The 18,252-nt window shown below is 47.7% G+C and carries 13 protein-coding genes; 9 read left to right on the plus strand and 4 right to left on the minus strand.

What is annotated here, in order from left to right; translation table 11 throughout:
* Positions 1-2: 2 nt before the first annotated feature.
* Both FJQ58_RS23900 and FJQ58_RS23905 read right to left on the minus strand, forming a co-directional pair.
* Positions 3-893 (minus strand): helix-turn-helix transcriptional regulator, encoded by an 891-nt coding sequence (locus FJQ58_RS23900; protein ID WP_139997311.1) that lies wholly within the window; start codon positions 891-893, stop codon positions 3-5.
* Between the two features lie 232 nt (positions 894-1,125).
* A complete protein-coding gene (locus tag FJQ58_RS23905; protein WP_139997312.1) occupies positions 1,126-1,983 on the minus strand; it encodes a helix-turn-helix transcriptional regulator in 858 nt (285 codons plus the stop codon).
* Between the two features lie 210 nt (positions 1,984-2,193).
* On the opposite strand from FJQ58_RS23905, the gene FJQ58_RS23910 reads away from it, so the two are divergent.
* On the plus strand, positions 2,194-4,215 hold the full coding sequence (locus FJQ58_RS23910; protein ID WP_140000029.1) for a beta-galactosidase: 2,022 nt from the start codon (positions 2,194-2,196) through the stop codon (positions 4,213-4,215).
* A gap of 271 nt (positions 4,216-4,486) precedes the next feature.
* On the plus strand, positions 4,487-5,290 hold the full coding sequence (locus FJQ58_RS23915; protein WP_139997313.1) for an acyltransferase domain-containing protein: 804 nt from the start codon (positions 4,487-4,489) through the stop codon (positions 5,288-5,290).
* A 52-nt stretch (positions 5,291-5,342) separates the two neighbouring features.
* Here FJQ58_RS23915 and FJQ58_RS23920 read toward each other — a convergent pair whose 3' ends face one another.
* Positions 5,343-6,182: a helix-turn-helix transcriptional regulator gene (locus FJQ58_RS23920; RefSeq protein ID WP_139997314.1), complete on the minus strand. Its 840-nt coding sequence runs from the start codon at positions 6,180-6,182 to the stop codon at positions 5,343-5,345.
* Positions 6,183-6,383: 201 nt separating this feature from the next.
* On the opposite strand from FJQ58_RS23920, the gene FJQ58_RS23925 reads away from it, so the two are divergent.
* Positions 6,384-7,427 (plus strand): glycoside hydrolase family 88/105 protein, encoded by a 1,044-nt coding sequence (locus FJQ58_RS23925; protein WP_139997315.1) that lies wholly within the window; start codon positions 6,384-6,386, stop codon positions 7,425-7,427.
* Between the two features lie 138 nt (positions 7,428-7,565).
* On the opposite strand, the gene FJQ58_RS23930 is transcribed toward FJQ58_RS23925, so the two are convergent.
* Positions 7,566-8,813 carry a helix-turn-helix domain-containing protein gene (locus FJQ58_RS23930; RefSeq protein WP_139997316.1) on the minus strand — a complete coding sequence of 416 codons (1,248 nt, stop codon included), beginning with the start codon at positions 8,811-8,813 and terminating at the stop codon, positions 7,566-7,568.
* A gap of 115 nt (positions 8,814-8,928) precedes the next feature.
* Between FJQ58_RS23930 and FJQ58_RS23935 the strand changes: the two genes are divergently transcribed.
* From FJQ58_RS23935 to FJQ58_RS23960, 6 genes are all read left to right on the plus strand, one after another.
* Positions 8,929-10,329, plus strand: coding sequence for an MFS transporter (locus tag FJQ58_RS23935; protein ID WP_162341739.1), 1,401 nt, complete (start codon positions 8,929-8,931; stop codon positions 10,327-10,329).
* The gene (locus FJQ58_RS23940; RefSeq protein WP_139997318.1) at positions 10,329-12,377 is read left to right on the plus strand and encodes a hypothetical protein; all 2,049 of its coding nucleotides are present in this window, start codon (positions 10,329-10,331) and stop codon (positions 12,375-12,377) included. Before FJQ58_RS23935 ends, FJQ58_RS23940 begins: the two co-directional genes overlap by 1 nt.
* Before the next feature lie 167 nt (positions 12,378-12,544).
* On the plus strand, positions 12,545-13,441 hold the full coding sequence (locus FJQ58_RS23945) for a nicotianamine synthase family protein (protein WP_162341741.1): 897 nt from the start codon (positions 12,545-12,547) through the stop codon (positions 13,439-13,441).
* A gap of 409 nt (positions 13,442-13,850) precedes the next feature.
* Positions 13,851-14,714 carry an AraC family transcriptional regulator gene (locus FJQ58_RS23950; RefSeq protein ID WP_338016162.1) on the plus strand — a complete coding sequence of 288 codons (864 nt, stop codon included), beginning with the start codon at positions 13,851-13,853 and terminating at the stop codon, positions 14,712-14,714.
* A gap of 76 nt (positions 14,715-14,790) precedes the next feature.
* Entirely contained in the window at positions 14,791-16,587 is a 1,797-nt protein-coding gene (locus tag FJQ58_RS23955; protein ID WP_139997320.1) for a sensor histidine kinase, read from the plus strand.
* A 3-nt stretch (positions 16,588-16,590) separates the two neighbouring features.
* Positions 16,591-18,243, plus strand: coding sequence for a response regulator (locus tag FJQ58_RS23960; RefSeq protein WP_139997321.1), 1,653 nt, complete (start codon positions 16,591-16,593; stop codon positions 18,241-18,243).
* The last annotated feature ends 9 nt before the right edge of the window (positions 18,244-18,252 follow it).

The raw sequence follows: 18,252 nt of genomic DNA on the forward strand, positions 1-18,252 counted from the left end.
GTTCATTCGACGTTCATATGCTTCAGGTAGTAAGCATTGCGATAGCCCGTTGGCGTAAGATGCTCATGCTTGCGAAATAAGCGAATAAAATATTTTTCGTCCGGAATGCCGACGTCGTGCGCGATCTGCTTTACTGTTCGTTTGGTTCCCATCAACAGCGACTTCGCCTTGTACATTTTTTGCGCCAAAATATACTCGTGCAGGTTTCTGCCCAAAAAGCGCTTGAACAGCCTAGACAGATAATCCCGGTTGTATCCGTATTTGTCGGCGATAATGGAAGCCGTAAGCGGCTCCGCCGTATGGATGCGAATCCATTCTACGATTTCCGCGACTAGCGGATCAGGCGGTATGGGGGAACCGGCGGCGTGGCCCGAATCCGCCTGCTCGGCTAGCTCCAAAAACAACGAAGTCATTCGGTAGTGCAGAGCGGAGTAGTGGATGAGTTTGGAATTGGCCAGATGCTGGAGCTGGTGGAACAGGATATCAATTTTGTCGGAATGGCCGCAGCGGAAGAATAGCGGCAAATAGGCGTATTCGCTTTTGGCCGCCTGCTGTTCTTCGGCTTCCCGCTGGCTTCTATCCTCCAGCCACTCGTCCTCTCCGCAAATTCGCGCGTTCCCGGGACATCGGAAATGGACCCAGTAAAACGTAAGCTCTCCTTCGCTCGGCTGGTAGCCAAAATGTGTTTCGCCCGGCAGCAGAAGCAGTACGTTTCCCGGTCCGACATCAAAACGCTCGTTCTGCTGTTGAATATACTGCGTTCCCTTGACACCGACAATGATTTCGAAGCTGTCGATCACGCGGCGGGAATGCGTCCAAGAGCGAAGCGAATGCAAATGTCCGGCTGAAATAAACTGTAACGGCTGGCGAATATCCGTTCTCAGAAACCGCAAGTAGGATCACTCCTTCCGGATGGTTGGAAGCTGTTACGATCAAGGATGCTTGTCATATACTTATTCGACAGTGATTACTTGAAATTCCTTCCAAGTAGAAGGCTTTGCCTTACTCCTTTATTTCGCTCACGCCAGATTCTGTTTATGAATAGCATGAAATAACGGTTCGTAACCATTTGATCATGAAAGAAGCGAATGCCTTAGGCATTAGCTTCTTTTTTTTTGCAGCTTCTTACGATTCGTCGCCAATCCTATGGATGCTTCGGAATTGCAGGGGGGTCATTTTCTCAAGCTGACGGAAGCATGAACTGAAGTAGCTGGATTGAGAAAAGCCTGTTTCCAGCGCGATTTGCTTTATGGACAGCTCGGTAGAGGCAAGCAGGCGTTTGGCTTGGATAAGGCGAGATTCCAGTAAAAAATCCGAAAAGGATTTTCCGATCGTCTGGCCGAATTTGCGGCTAAAATAATGGGTACTATAACCAGCGAGAGCTGCTGCTTTTTCGATAGAGAATGACTCTTGGCTATGGGTTCGTACGTAATTGGCGACAGCTCTGATTTTGTTGGAAGCATGATTAATGGGAACATTAAGCCGATCAGAGGTAGTCTGCAGTCTTGCTAAAAGTTCGTACAAGGCAGAAGCTACGGCGTATTCATCATCGATCTGATAGGTTCTGCCCAGTGACAGCAATTTTTGAATTAAACTCTCGATGGGAGATAAGTTAGATAAGGCAAACAACCAAGGCTCATCAAGGCCTCTGCCATCTAAAAGCTCCTCTAGCCGCTCGCCATAAAAATGAACCCACCGGATGCTCCAGGGTTCATTTGCATCGGAGAAATACCGTTGTCTCATGCCAGGGCCGTATAAAAAACCTTGACCTTTCAATACTTCATACCGTTTGCCTTCAGTAAGAAGATACCCTTTTCCATCCAACACAATATGTAAATTATAATTGCGGTGCAGATTAAATTCTTTGGTTTGGAATTCACGATTGACAATATGATCGGGATAGCCGCTTATCCCGCCGATGTAATCCGGAAAGCACACATGTCTTGTGAATAATGGCGTTGGCAGAAAGATATGCTCATTCATAGTTGGCTCCTTAAAACGCAATATATTAAACGTTATTTGTATTAACACTATCATTTAGATGATTTCAAACATATGAATGACAATATTTTAATATAGGTCGCATGTTTTTGTCATTTATATGTATAGGCTCTTCCTTTAAAATAAAGGTTACACGTTCCTTTAATTATTGTCATGTAGAACATAAAAATAGGCCATGAGGAGAGATGGATGATGCAACAATTATACTATGGTGTGGCTTACTACGACGAATATATGCCGTATGAGCGGCTTGAGGAAGACATTCGAATGATGAAGGCTGCCGGCATTAATCTCGTCCGTATTGCGGAATCCACCTGGAGTACCCATGAACCGCAAAATGGCGTCTTCGACTTTACCAGTGTTGACCGTGTGCTTGATGCTATGCATAAAGCGGATATTCACGTTATCGTCGGAACGCCGACCTACGCCGTGCCGACATGGATGGTTAAAGAGCATCCAGAGGTGCTCGCCGAGACACCGAACGGGCCGGGGCGATATGGGGCGAGACAGATTATGGATATCATTAATCCGTCTTACCTTTTCTATGCGGAGAGGATCATTCGCAAGTTGATTAGCCGAGTATGCAGCCATCCTGCTGTTATTGGTTTTCAAGTGGATAACGAAACTAAACATTATGAGACGAGCGGCCCTAATGTACAGCTTCGGTTCATTAAATATATGAAAGATAAATTCGGTACGCTAGAGCGGCTCAATCAGGAATTCGGACTCGATTACTGGAGTAACCGAATAAATAGTTGGGAGGATTTCCCTTCCATGGTTGGCACCATTAATGGCAGTCTTGGCGCAGAGTTTTCCCGATTCCAGCGTCAGCTAGTTACCGAGTTTCTAGCTTGGCAAGTTGCCATTGTCAATGAGTATAAGCGCCCTAATCAGTTTGTAACTCATAACTTCGATTTTGATTGGCGGGGCCATTCGTTTGGTGTTCAGAAGGATGTCGATCACTTTGAAGCAGCAAAGGCACTTGATATTGCGGGAGTCGATATTTACCATCCTTCGCAAGATGAGCTGACAGGCAAGGAAATTTCATTTGGTGGAGATTCTACGCGTTCTCTAAAAGGGGAAAACTACTTCGTGCTTGAGACGCAAGCGCAGGCTTTTCCGAATTGGACGCCTTACCCTGGCCAGCTTCGGCTTCAGGCCTTTAGCCATCTGGCTTCAGGAGCGAATATGGTTGAATACTGGCACTGGCACTCGATTCATAATTCCATTGAAACGTATTGGAAGGGCTTGCTCAGCCATGATATGGGGACGAATCCCACTTATGAAGAAGCGGTAACGATTGGACGAGATTTTAAGCGGTTATCTGCTAATCTTATTAACTTAAAAAAGGAAAACAAAGCTGCGATGCTTGTCAGCAATGAGGCATTAACCGCAATGGAATGGTTTAAGCTGCCGGGGGGCGAAGTCCGTTATAATGATATTGTTCGAGTACTCTATGATCAGTTATATGAGATGAACATTGGTTGTGACCTGCTGAATCCAAGCGCTGTTGAGCGGTTTGGGAATTATGACCTGATCGTTGTACCGGCACTTTATGCGGCTTCGGACGAGCTTCTTGAGAAGCTGAATCAATACGTGGAAAATGGCGGCCATGTCGTTTATACGTTCAAGAGCGGGTTCGCTAATGAACAGCTTAAGGTCCGTACGGGTATGCAGCCAGCCATAATAGACAAGGCATGTGGCATCCAGTATAGCCAATTTGTACAACCGAATAAGGTTTCGCTGAAGGAAAATCCTTTTGGCGTTACAGAGGAGTCTAACCGCGTTGATGTCTGGATGGAGCTTCTTACGCCAACAACGGCGGAAGTGCTGGCCTGGTATGAACATCCTCACTGGGGGACTTATGCAGCCATTACAGAAAACCAATACGGTCGTGGTACGGCTACTTATATCGGCTACATGCCAAGTCCGGAGGTTGCAGGGAAAGTATTGGAGAGAGCCTGCAACGCAGCAGGCCTGACTGGTCCAGACCAAGAGCTTTGTTTTCCGTTGATCGTCAAGAGCGGAGTTAATGAGGCAGGAAGGACCATTCGTTATTACTTTAACTATTCGAGTCGTCCAACGTCTTTCTCATACCCCCATGGCAATGGGATTGAGCTTTTGTCTGAGAGAAACATCATCGCTGGCGAGCAAATTGAGCTGGAAAGCTGGGGTTTCGTTATTGTTGAGGAGAGCGTTTCAACGTTAAAATAAGCAGTAGGCAGACGCTGAGTATGAATTGCAATAAAGCAACAAGCCGTATGAAAGAGGTCAGTTACACGCTGCGTGTATCTGGCCTTTTTAAGTGTGATCAGGATGAAAAATATTTCAAGTTTTATGCTGCGAAACACTTAAAAAACCTTGCAGAAATTGGGCAGGTTATTGTATCCTACCATGGTCGCTATAATACATGATGACGTAGGTTGAATATGACTAAGCATAGCGTGGCAATTGCTGTACGTTAAAGAAATGGGGCGTGTTTCTATTGAATATTAAACGGTTTTGCGAAGGCATTATGCTTGAACCTGCTGCTGCGCAGCAATTGTATGCGTACCGTATGGAAGAAGAAACGTATGAAGCCTATAAACAACATTTTTATGCGGACTACGGATCCTTCTTTGAAAGCGTGAAGCAAACGACGAGCTATCGAAAATTGCTGCTCTATTTATTTGTCAGGTTTGGGGTAGATGCCTATGAGGAATACCAAATACGCGGGATCAGCGATGAAATCTACTTTGATACCTTCTCGGACATCCACATTTGGTGTAAGGTCTGCAGGCATGATTTTGGCGAATACGGAATTGAAGAATATAACTGGCTGCAGGAGCATGTTCAGCTTCGCTTGTTCCGACTCGGAAGGCTGCAATTCCAGCCCATTGCCTTTGACCGTGACTTAGTCGTAAACGGCCGAAAAATAGCTAAAAACCAAATCGTGTTTAATATACATATCCCATCTGGAGAACCGCTAACGACCCAAGGCGTGGAGAAGTCGTTTGAGCTAGCGAGAGCTTTTTTTAGAGGGATATCTCCGGTGTATATTTGTCATTCATGGCTGCTTTACCCAAAGCTGGGTGAGGTTTTGAGCGCTGGTTCGAATATTTTGCAATTTCAAAAATACTTCCATATTTATGAAATAGACATTGAATCAAGGGAAGCCGAGCAAAGAATTTTCAATAAGGTAAATGATAATCCATCCGAATATGAGGAGCAGACAAGATTGCAGCGCAGCGCTAAAGCTTATCTGGAAGCGGGCCATCGACTCGGAAGCGGGTATGGTATCGTGCTGTAATGGCAAAATTCGACTTTCTTTCGTCCGCCTCGGATATTTGGTTCGAGTAGAGTTATGATATCGTCCCCGTGCCGTACAGCTTTCTGTACGTTTCTGGCGTCATGCCTTCCTTCCGGCGGAATGTGGCTACGAAATGGCTAGCATCGCGGAAACCGACTGCTTCGCCAATTCGGCGTACCGTCCAATCTGGCCGAGAAGGAAGCCATTCCTTCGCTTTTCGAATCCTCAGTTGAATCAAGTAAGCATAGGCCGTCTGGCCAAACAGCTCCCGAAACTTCTCGTTCAACTGCCTCTCGCCGATATCAACCAAGGAGGCCATCTCGGTAAGTCCGATTCCGGGATCTGCGAATGCAGCTTCAAGCCAGTCTAGCAAAATTTGAATGCGCTCCAGCCGTTTCGATATGGATGGCCGGTTGTCCGTCCGCGCATCCGTTCGCAGCAGCGTGAGAAATTGGTACAAATCCGATGAAAATTGCCATCCCGACGGATCGCCTCCAGATTCGGCGAGTGCCAGTATGTCTGCTAATTTTTTCGATATTCGCTCATGGCCGGCTTCCCATTGGAAGCGTTCTGCGGCGTTCCAACCAAAGGACTGGACGAGGCTCGCTGCCAAGCTCCCGTGAAACGTAATAAACCCCGTATGCCAAGAGCCATTTTTTGCTTCGTAACGATGTGGCGTTCCTGTGGCTAGCAGTACCCCTGTGCATTTAGTCATCTTCCAGGTGTGGCCGTTAACGGATAGCTCTCCTTCGCCTGCAATTGTCTGGAGCCAATGGAAATAGGGGTAGCCCTTCGGTCGATCCATCATCTCTTGCTCGGGACTCACTCCGATCGATTCGAGCTGCAGCGGCAGCAATTCGGCTGGCGAAGCGGGCACGATACGTTTTTTCATCATAAACCTCCATATTCTTATATGTGATTTCTGTATTTTTATATGGGACCGCGTAAAATTAAGCATTACAATGAAGATGTATATTGCTTTTTTATCATATAAATCAATGAGCGGCAAGATGATTCGTACGTGGAGATCGAATGGTTAGCAGGACGGCTGCTTCTTTCAAGGTTGTGAATTTGAAAAGTGGGGATGATCAAAATGAAAATTAGCGCAAACGAAAACGATTTGAAACAAATCGTCGGGCGAGTGGCGGAGTATACGTTCGGCATGGATCTTACTTGGGATTGGCCGGGCGGAGTTGCCTACTATGGCGTGAGCCGGGCTTACGAAGTGACGGGGGAGCAAGCCTATCTGGATCGAATGATCGCTTGGGTGGACGAATATATCGAGGCGGGACTTCCGGTTTGGACGGTCAATACCTGCGCGATGGGTCATATGCTGCTTACCTTGTACGAGCAGACGAAGGACGAGCGGTATGCGGAGCTTATTTTCAGCAAGATTGATTACCTAGAGAACAAAGCACTGCGCTTCGGGGACCGGGTGCTTCAGCATACCGTGTCAGCCAAAAACGATTTTCCGGAACAATGCTGGGCGGATACGTTGTTTATGGCGGCGTATTTTATGCTGCGCACGGGCATTATGTTTGACAAAAAACATCTCGTAGAAGATGCTTTGCATCAATTTTTTTGGCATATCAATTACTTGCAGGACGAGAACGACGGGCTATGGTATCACGGCTACAATCATATCAAGAAGGATCACATGTCCGGTATGTATTGGGCAAGAGCTAATGCGTGGGCGGCCTATACGATGTCCAGAGCGGCTCGAATTCTTCCCGAAGCCTATTTGTATCCTCCGATGATGCACATATGGAGTTCATTGCGCGATCAGTTGGGTGCGATCAAAAAGCTGCAGAAGGAAGATGGTCTATGGGGAACCGTCCTTGACTATCCGGAAGCCTACGGCGAAGTATCCGCTACGGCAGGCATTGCGGCGGCTATGGTCACGCAAGGAAATCCTCTGCATGGGAAGTATGTGCAAAAGGCGCTTGGAGGCGTGCTCGAAAATATCGCAGACAACGGCCGCGTAAGGAACGTATCCGGAGGCACCGCCGTCATGAATGACATCGCCGGCTACCTCGGCATTGACCGGAAATGGGCTCAAGGCTGGGGGCAGGGGCTTGGGCTTGCGTTTCTGGCCTCGGTGATCGATGAAATTAAACAAAAGCCGGCTGAGGCTTGAAAATAGGATTGTTTATGTGGCCGAAGGGAAGAAGCAAACTATACCTGAATCGATAGACGAAGCCAGCCCTGCGCGCTATGCAGGGCTGGCTGCCGTTTAAAAATGACCCGAGCTTTGTAGCTTAAAGTGCCGTCTTCCTCACCTGTTCAATTTCTGGCGGTTACGATACTGCTTCGGTGTCATTCCCGCATGTTTCTTGAAAGCTTTGACAAAATGTGCTTGATCGTAGAAGGTAAGCCGCTCGCCGATTCTCGATATCATGTCATTGGAATGGTCAAGCAATCTCTTGGCCTCCTCGATTCGTTCTCGCTGGACGTAGCTCATCAGAGTTAGACCGGTTTCCTTCTTGAACAATTGGGACAAATAATGAGGATTAAGTCCAGCTACTTCAGCTAATAGTTCTAAGGTTATTTCCTCGAAAAGATGAAGGTAGATATACTCCTTGCTTTTCTGCACCGGTTTAGAATGGTTATTGTTTCGGCATTGGTTGACCCGTTCGGCAAAATCCGCAATCGCAGTGAAAACGGCCGATTCTATCGCGCCTAATTCATTTAATTCCTCGATATGTTGAACATGCAGGTCGCTCAGCGTCATGGCGAGCTCTTGATACACCCCGCCTTCGATTGCTACATGGCTGCTTAAGGCAATTCCGCTAATTGCAAGATTTTTGACGCTGCGAATATGACTGCGTTTCGACTGAACCCCGACGGGGGTATTCCCGCTGGCGACTTTCGCCAATTGTTTCATTAACTCGTTTTTGTCCCCGCGCCTAATAAGGTCCAGCATTTGATTCACCCCAACGATTCCATCATGAAAAATAGAATACTCCCGCCGATCGGCCAGCTCCAGCTCATTCTTCTGTTGTCGATGGGCTAGCCCGAATTGCATAGTTGATTGGAGTACGTCTGTAATGTCGAGCGCTTCTTGATTCAGGGTCCAATTGGCTAAAACACAAACATGCAGGAAACGAAAACGATCGACAAACGGAAGGCTTTCGATATATTCCGCCCATTTAGGCCGATCCTGAACCGGGACTCCATGCTCGATAAACCAATCGCGGTTCAATTCATTGGAATTCCGTCTGGTGGCCGGGCCGATGACGATGACAGCCAAACATTGGCCATTGCGCTTCACAGGCACTACGGCAAACTGCTCCAAATCATTGATTTCGTAAATAATCGGACGGTTAAGTTTCGTACCCTTCGCGGCGGCAGAACGGATGAGATCAGTCGAATCCGTAAACGTAGGATGAGTGGCCGTATCGACGCTCCAGAAGTATTCCTGATGATTGTCGATATTCCACTTGCAGAAAACGGGCATTTGCAAGCTTTCATGAACGCATTTGCACATATAGTCCAGTTGGGTTAAATCTCCTGCATAATCCATTCAAATATCCTCTTTTCGTACAATTAATATACGTAACATACCATACTTGGCGATTAGTATGTGCCATAATTCAAATGTAAATGCTTACATCTGTACATCTTGGAGGGGGAGTTTTATGGCATCTGCAGAGGGAATTGGACAAGAGGTTAACGATGAAGGCGAGCGGCCGAGGCTTAAATTAGGCGAAAAGCTTGGGCTAGTTATCGGCAATGCGCCGAATACGTTTCATTACCAAATCATTCAAATGTATTTATTGTTTTTCTACACCGATTTTATGAAAATCAGCCCGGCTTTTATTGCGGCTTTGTTCCTCTTCACTCGAATCGTGGATGCATTGTTAGTTCCGTTTTTTGGTGCAATGCTGGATAAGGTTAGCACGCCATGGGGGAAATATACGCCTTGGTTTCTCATTCTGGGCGTTCCTTTCGCCATCTCGGGATGGTTAACCTTCACGGTTCCCGACTTAAGCGAATCCGGGAAGATGGTTTATGCCGTCGTGACCTACGTGATCTATAGTCTGTTCTCTTCCGTCATCACGATTCCGAGCCAAGCCGTGATTCCGGCCGTAACGAAGAGAATTGAGGAGCGAATCACAATCGCTCAGCTTGGTTTCCTGTTTATTCTCTTCGGGGCTCTAATTGTACAAGTTGGCACAGTGCCTTTGTACAAGGCATTGGGCGGTGGAGATGATGGCAAAGGCTTCTCCCTCCTAATGGCATCGGCGGCGGTCATAACGATCGCGATATCCGCCTATCAATCGGTACGAGTGAAGGAACGTTATATCGTAGCCGCCAAAAAAGACAAGAAGTCGCCTTCGTACAAACAAATGTTAGCGGCTACTTTCTCTAACAAATACGCCATTATTTTATATGTTTATTTGTTCTCAAATGCGATATCGTCGGGCATTCGTTCGGGGGTCCAGATCCATTTTTACAAATACTTCTTTAACAATGAAGGCCTAATGGCGATTATTGGCATCGTTATCTTAATACCTACACTGGTTGGTGTAGCCTTCAGCCAAAGGGTGATCCGGCGTTTTGGGCTTAGAAATACGGTGCTCTCAGGCGTAATCGTTAACCTGATTACATGCCCGCTCTTTCTGTTTATGCCGCCTAATACTACTGGCATTTTGATGCTTATTGCGGTATCCGTGATTACCGGCTTAATTGGCGGGTTCGCAAGTCCGGCTCAGGGAGCGATGATGCCCGCTGCAATTGATTATACCGAATGGAAGAGCGGGTTGAACTTGAACGGTTTCATGAGCTCGTTCAACGGCTTTATTCAAACCTTTGCAACGGCGTTATCCGGAGCAATTGCCGCAGGAGCGCTGACAATAATCGGCTATATTCCGGGCGTGGAACAAAGTGAGGGAACGTTGTTCGGTCTTAAAGTATTGGTCGGGGTTCTCCCTGCCGTGTTTGGCGTATTCGCCATCTGTATGATTTGGTTTGATCTAACGGAAGAGAAGCAGTCCCATATTTCAAAAGAACTTGCGGAAAGAAGGAGAAATGCCTAATGTCGACTCACGAGACTAATCAAGAAAACAACATTAATCCGTTATATGATGGTCAACAGGATCCCCAATTCCAAAACCCTTATGTGGATATTGACGAATGGAGATCGGAGCCCGTGCATCATCGTTACATTCATGGAGGATTCATTGGCACCGAAACGCGGTTTTCGTTTTATTTTCCGCTTGAAGTGAACTATAAGGGACGTTTCTTTCAGCCGGTTTACCCTGTACAAGGGAGCGAGAACGCGGCCCAGTTCCAGACTGAAGGCATCGATAACAAAATCGGCTTTGCTATAACTACCGGTTCTTATCTAGTAGAAACCAATATGGGCGGCGCATCCCCCGACGTTACGCTCGTCTATCGGTCAAGCGCTGCGGTGGCAAAATATTCTCGTGAGAAAGCGGCAGAGCTATTTGGGCCCCATCGTCCCTATGGTTACATTTACGGCGGGAGCGGCGGCGGATTTAAAACGATCAGCTTCTTGGAAAATACGACGGGCATCTGGGACGGCGCCGTGCCTTTCGTCATTGGAACGCCGATGGCAATTCCCAACGTGTTTACGGCTCGTGTCCATGCCATGAGAATGCTCAAAGATAAATTTCCAGGCGTGATTGACGCGCTTGAGCCTGGAGGCAGCGGGGATATGTATGCCGGGTTGAACGACGAAGAACGACAAGCCCTTGAAGAAGTAACCCGTATGGGTTTTCCGCCCAAGGCATGGTTTGCTTACCAAGAGATAGGCGATGGCGCCCTTACCGTTTTGACGCCTGCGGTAATGAATATGGATGCCAGCTATTTTGAAGATTTTTGGACCATACCCGGATATCTTGGAGCCGATTCCGAGAGCGTGGCATCGAAGGCCCGTCTTCAATTTAAAACGATCATTACGGAAGTCGTGCGGCCGCGCAAACAAGGGAATTCGGATTCCTCGTCAGCGAACAATATGGGAGTTGACGAGGCTTGGAAAATGCTGACGGAAGCGAAAGACAACATTCCTTATTTAAAAGTCGAGAGTGTGCCAGAAGAGGGAGCTTATCTGGATGGCGCCTTCATCCGAGTAGTTAGCGGGGAGGCTGCTGGTCTGAAAATCCCACTCGGACGGATCGATGCAAACGTGGTCACGATCGGGTCGGCTTTCGGTTTTTTCGCGTCGGTTCAAAGCCTGGAAATCTTGAAAGCAGGCGATGAGATCGTGATTGACAACTCGGATTACCTCGCCATTCAAACCTATCACCGGCATCAGGTTCCGACCAGCGATTATGCCGTATGGGATCAATTCCGGGATGAGCATGGTGAGCCGTTGTATCCTCAGCGTCCATTCTTGGTTGGCCCGGCCGTTGCTTTCGGAGGCGCAGGCTCCGTTCAAAGCGGGCGGTTCCAAGGGAAGATGATCGTCGTGCAGACGCTAATGGACGAAAGTGCATTCCCTTGGCAAGCCGACTGGTATCGGAGCAAAGTAAAAGAACAGCTAGGCGAGAACTTGGATGATAGCTTCAGACTCTGGTATGTGGATCACGCTTTGCACGCCGATACAAGCTCGAATGGCGCGCTCGACCAGCTTCATATTGTTACGTATGTACCTGCGCTGCATCAGGCGCTTCTGGATCTGAGCGATTGGGTGGAGAGAGGCATCGCGCCTCCAGCCAGCACTAGCTATGAAGTTATAGAAGGGCAGGTTATTGTTCCGTCCGGCGCGGCAGACCGAAAAGGAATTCAACCCGTCATCGCTCTCACAGCTAATGGCAGTGTGCGCGCAGAAGCTTCCGTGGGAGAAGAAGTTCATTTCAAAGGCATGATTGAAGTTCCGCCTAATACGGGAGGAATTGCGGCTGCAGAATGGGATTTTGAAGGGAAGGCTGATTTTCCGGTAAAAGCAGCGATTCGCCATTTAAATGAACAGGGATCGCAAGCCGTAGTTGAGGAGAAGCACGTTTTCTCCAAGCCGGGTACGTATTTTGTCGTATTACGGGCAGCGTCAAATAGGAGCAAAAGCAGCGGCGTCTATACGCAAGTGCCAAACCTATGCCGCGTACGGGTCGTCGTGAAGTAGATGAGCTAAATGCAAAGCATAGACCGTTTCGTGTGGGCACGTCCTGCATGAACGGTCTTTTTTGCTTCACGCCTATCGAACAGCAGTAGGGCACTCGTCTACATCATTGACCGTACGAATATATTGGAAGAGAGGGCTGGATGCAGATTGAGGGAGGAATAGTGCAAATGGAGAGATTTTCTACTGCTGCAAATATACATACTGGTAGCATGGCAAGCACGCAAAAGGTGGATGGCTTTATCGATTTTATCCGTGAAGTAAATGAACTTCTACAAAAAGAAGAGGATTTATCGCCTGCTAATCAACAGGTGACAACCATGATTGCGCGCCTTTCCCAGCAATTGCGTGCCTATTATACTCCTGAGGAAATCAAGGCCGTTCTTAGGCATGAATACATGGTTACGAACCAGCTAATGTTGCAGGATAAGCTGTCACAAGCCGAATTTCAAGTAGAGCTGGCGGATTCCCAGCTGATTTGCGGGGCGGAGGATTTCATTCTGGATATCGTTGCGCGGCTGCCTTACTGGAATATATATATGGCCTTGGTTAGCGAAGAGCTGTCCACGCTGCGTCAGATGAACCGGCAAGCTGGCCAGATGGAGAAGTTACCAATCGTATTTATTGGCAGCGGGCCGATGCCGCTCAGTCCGATTATTTTACATCTATTTGGTGAAGTTGAGGTTATTTGCCTTGAGATTGACCCAGCGGCTTATGAGGCGTCCTGCTCCTTCCTCGAAAAAGTAGGCTTAAAGTCAAAGGTGAGGGTTATTCTAGTGAACGGAGCATCGTTTGATTATAGCTCTTATAGCCAGATCTTTGTGGCTAGTCTCGTGAGGAATAAACGAGCAGTGCTTGAGCAAATTAGTCGTACATCCGTAGACCCTCTAGTGGCTGTTCGCACAGCAGAGGGGATGAGGCAGATCATGTATGAAGCGATTGATGAATTACAGTTGAATAAGCAGGGTTGGCGGATTTTAGGACGGACATCGCCTGATGGCAATCTGGTTATCAATTCGACGTTATTTCTGAATCGCCTTAGCGGTTCTGCCATATCGGGATCATAAAGGCAATGCTTTTGCTGAATGATTGATAAAGAGCCTCTTCCTAGGAAGAGGCTCTTTGAGGTGGACGGATATCCTGAAGAAGCGAAACTCTTTGGAAATTGTTTCTAACTGAGATGCGGAGTAGATTATCTAATCGTAGGTTTAGTGAAAATATCAGCGTTGGATCGTGAGGGAAAATGCAAACGGTACGGCAAGTATTTTATCGGTGCGTTCCCGAGGAGAAAAATGAAGTTCGCTAAGCGGGTAAGTATAAAAATATTAAAGATAGCAAAATGTTAGGTGTACTAGACAAAATAAATTCATTCCGATTATTATAATCCTTATATATTGAAGTTCTATTAAAAAGGTTTATTTATAAATTGTTGTCATTATGTTGGAAATAGTGATGGATACAATAGGGAAGGGAGCGATGGCTGCGATGCAGGAATACGATTATGAGTTTGCTGATTTCATTTACTATACGCCGGGGGATCTGGATAAGGAAGGTCGGATATGGCCAGTTAGGGCCGGCCGCTGTTTGGCCAAGCCCAACTACAAAGTGGGACCGAAGAGAATCGAGTGTTACAGTCTTCATTTTGTGCTGGAGGGAAAGGTTCGTTTGCAGTACGAAGGCATGGAGGTGTTACTGCAGAAGGACGATGTGTTTTGTTTATTTCCAGGCCGAAAATATGCATATTCTATACTCCCCTCCGACAGCCCGCTGCAAATGAGCTGGTTGGCGGTGGACGGCGATCGGGCAATACCGCTGCTAGAGCTTGCGGGATTAACACGTGAAAATCCGTTTTGCAGAAAGGCGCTCACCTCTCGCGTTAAGGCTTCAGCAGAGCGAGTTATCCATGCGCTGGCAAATGTTCAGCGCTGGAGCCCGGCAACCGCACTGGAGTTGCAAAGTTTGATTTGCGCCTTGTTCGCGGGGTTGATTCCAAAGACGGCACCTGCTCAAGCAGCTGAGTTTGCCGGATGGATTTATGAAGCTATGAAATACATGGAATTGCATGCCTCAGAGGGAATAACGGTTCAGCAGGTAGCAGATTTCGCAGGCGTACACCGTTCCTACTTTACCCAAGTGTTTACAAGCCAAGCAGGCATGCCGCCAATGAAGTACTTGCAGCAGATCCGCATGGACAAGGCAAAGAAGCTGCTTATGGATACGAACGCGTCAGTTACGGAGATCGCATTGTCTCTAGGTTATCCCAACCTGTACTCGTTCACTAGAGCGTTTAAGATATATTTTAAAGAATCCCCCGTAACCTTAAGGAAGACGAGCGACTAGCCTGGAGCGGGCACGCAATATTTGAAAACGATTTCATTGTTGTATATCTTGCGTTTCACAAAGGAGATTTCTAGGCATGAAGCTGTCCACCCTTCGACGATGGATTTCGCCCCGTTTAAGCATCCAGGGAAAGATTTTCATTGCATTCAGTTTAGTTGCGCTGCTTTCCATTTTCTCCATTTCGGGCATTGTCTATTTGAACATGCGCGAGACGATAAAGGATAACGCGGTCACTTCGGTATCGGATAGCATTCGCCAAGCGGACGAATCTCTTAATATTATGTTGGAGGAGATCGATCGGCTAAATACTGTGGTAGTGACCAACAAAAACACAGTCATTGATACGCTGCTTAGCACCTCTGAGGAGATTAGCTATGAATGGTTTCTAGAGCAGAAGCGAATTGATGAATTTCTATCGGTGCTAATCGATTATAAGCCCTATATTTCTAGAATTGCTGTCGTCGGGTTGAACGGAAAGGTTTTTTTCTCCGGCAGTCCTTGGCTGGACCGGACAATTCTTCAGTCATCCACGATGGATTATTTGTTGGGGAATGGATCGAGGCATGCCTACTTGAAGCAGACAGGCGTGTCGGGTGCTATTACTGTAGGCAGAGAAATTCGTTATAACCGCGAGACGATCGGCGTTGTCATGGTGGATCTGAACTATGATTTTATCAAGAAAACGTATGGAGTAAAGCCGACCGCCGACAGCATGCTGTATGTACTTGATAAGGAGGATGGCTTCGTCTATCAGACCGAATCGGCCCCGTCATTCGCGCCTTCTATTGAGAAGATTGTTAGTATCAGGCAGGAATTCAGGGGACCAGACGATGCGGCAGAGATGGTCATAGCGGGAAGAACCTATACCGTGGTTAGACGTGTATCCGACTATACGGGCTGGACAACGCTGGCGCTTATCCCGATGGACTCGCTGCTTAGCGAATCTGTGAATCTCCGCAAGCTGATGGCAGAAGTATCATTGGTTGTTTTGGTCGTCGCGTTAGTTTGCTCACTGCAGGTATCCTCACGGATCACCATAAATATCCGCCGCTTGAAATCCATGATGATGCGGGTGAAGGATGGTAATCTAACGTTTCCCATGAAGGAAATTAAAACAAAAGACGAGGTAGGTCAGCTGTATCACGTTTTTGTCGGCATGGTGGAGGAGCTGCAGCGGTTGCTGGAAGGGATTCGAATCAGCGAGAAGGAGAAGCGTGAGGCGGAATTGACGGCACTTCAAGCGCAAATCCGACCGCATTTTCTATACAACTCACTAAATACGATTAAATATTTGGCTAAGCTGAACGGGGTTCCCAATATCGAGGAGGTATCCGGATCGTTAATCGAGCTGATGCGCGGGGTTCTAGGCAACTCCAACGAATATCTTACGGTTCGTGAGGAATTGGACTATGTAAGAAGCTATATCTCCATCGTGAAATATAAGTACATGCAGCCGATCCCGGTGTATGAGGAGATTGAAGATGAAGCCCTGCTGGAATGCCAGGTTCCCAAGCTTATGCTTCAGCCAATCGTAGAGAACGCGGTCATTCATGGGATCGGCTCGCTCGAGGAGGGGGGAGCGGTCATTATCCGCATTTGGGAAGAGAATCACGATCTGAAGATCGAAGTGACGGACAATGGGAAAGGCATGACTCCGGAACAGATGGAATTGCTGCTCGGAGAGAATGGCAATGGGGAGGCACCTTCGCGCTTTAGCGGCATGGGGGTTCGCAATGTACATGAACGAATCGTACGCATGAATGGTGAACCTTACGGCGTAACCCTTTATAGCGAGCTGGGACTTTATACGAAGGTTGTTATTACGATTCCTGTTATTAGCCATAGGGGAAAATCCAAACAAGAGGTGATCTAAGTTATGTTTCAAGTGATGCTGGTTGACGACGAGGCGCTGGTTCGCAACAACTTATGGACGCTAGTGGATTTCCGAAAGCATGGCTTCGAAATTTGCGGCGAGGCACATAACGGAGTGATGGCTTTGGCAATGATTGAACAGTCGCCACCGGATATCGCCATTATTGACGTAGATATGCCCGAGATGAACGGCGTGGAGCTTAACCGTATGATCAAAGAACGGTTTCCCACGATTAAGACGATCATGTTAAGCAGCTTCGATGATTACGATTATGTGCGGGATTGCTTGAAGAACGGCTCCGTCGATTATTTGCTGAAGCACCGGTTGGACGGCGCAACGCTTATTGCAATGTTGAACAAAGCCGTTCTGGAGCTGCGGCAGGAGGATCGGATGTTAAAGGAGCGCAACGACCAGAAGGAAATGGCGGAATGGATGAATCCCGTGCTAATTCGTAATTATATTGCCGATCTGGTAAGGGGAAAGCCGCAGGCCCCTCAGCATTTCGAAGCCTTCGTACGGAAGAATGGTTTATACCCCCAGACGGTGAGCTACGCTGCCGCTTCCCTTCAGATTGTTTCTTTCCTGCTGCTGACGCAAGCCAGCAGCGACGTACAGACGAATAGGCTCGTTCAGCAGGCTGTGGAGATTATGCAGCAGAGTCTGGGCGATATTCAAGAACGCACGGCCGCGTACCTTGAGAACGGGCGTCTGGTCGTCGTCTTTTCATTCAAGGAGCGAAGCGAGCTTGCTGCTTCTAGTGAGGCTGAACGTTTGATGAGCAAGCTTCGCCATGCGTTGGAGCTATTCCTGAATTTAAAATGCGAGTACGCCGTTGGGCATTTATGCAGCAGCTTGTCCCATCTTGGGGCGAGCTACGCTTCAGCTGAGCGATCGCTTGACTCTTCTCCCGCTGCAGAACCGGCAAATCATGCCATGGCAGGGGGAAGCGGCATAAACGGCCAGCGCGTCTCGTTAACCATCGAGGAGCAGAAACAGCTGCTCCTTACGATAGAAACGCTGGATAAAGACGGCATGCAGCGATTGATTTTATCCGTATTCAACTCCATTAAGGGGCAGCCTGTCCACTCCCATTCAGTACAGATGATCATTGGCGAGCTGCTGCATATCGCGGATAAAGTGTTGAAGAAATGGCTGCCCCAGCTCGACGCTGCGCTGGACAGGCTTCCACCGCGGAGTGAGCTAGGCAGGCTTGGAAGCGTCGGAGAGATGGAACGTTGGCTGCAAGCTTTCTATGCCAACCTATTGAGCCTGCTCAAGGAGAAACATGCAGTGGGACCGTATTCGCGGCATGTATCCCAAGCGATCGGATTTATATTGGAAAGGTATGCTGTCTGCGTCACGCTTGAGCTGGCAGCAGGCGCCATTGGGCTGAATCCATCGTACTTAAGCAGATTATTCAAAGAAGAGACGAAGTCGACATTCTCGGAATATTTGAATCGGGTCCGAATCGATGCGGCGTGCAACCTGCTTGAGAGCGGTCAATACTCAATCAAGCAAATCAGCAGCCAAACGGGCTTTTCTTCCTACAATTATTTTTTCAGAGTGTTCAAGGAAATAACCGGCGTGACGCCTCAGGTTTATTTGAATAACTTGGGATCGGGAAAGTTAAGAAAAGTCGTAAAATATGTGGAGTAAATAGTCATA

This window comes from Paenibacillus paridis (assembly GCF_006345825.1).
Classification (GTDB): Bacteria; Bacillota; Bacilli; order Paenibacillales; family Paenibacillaceae; genus Pristimantibacillus; species Pristimantibacillus paridis.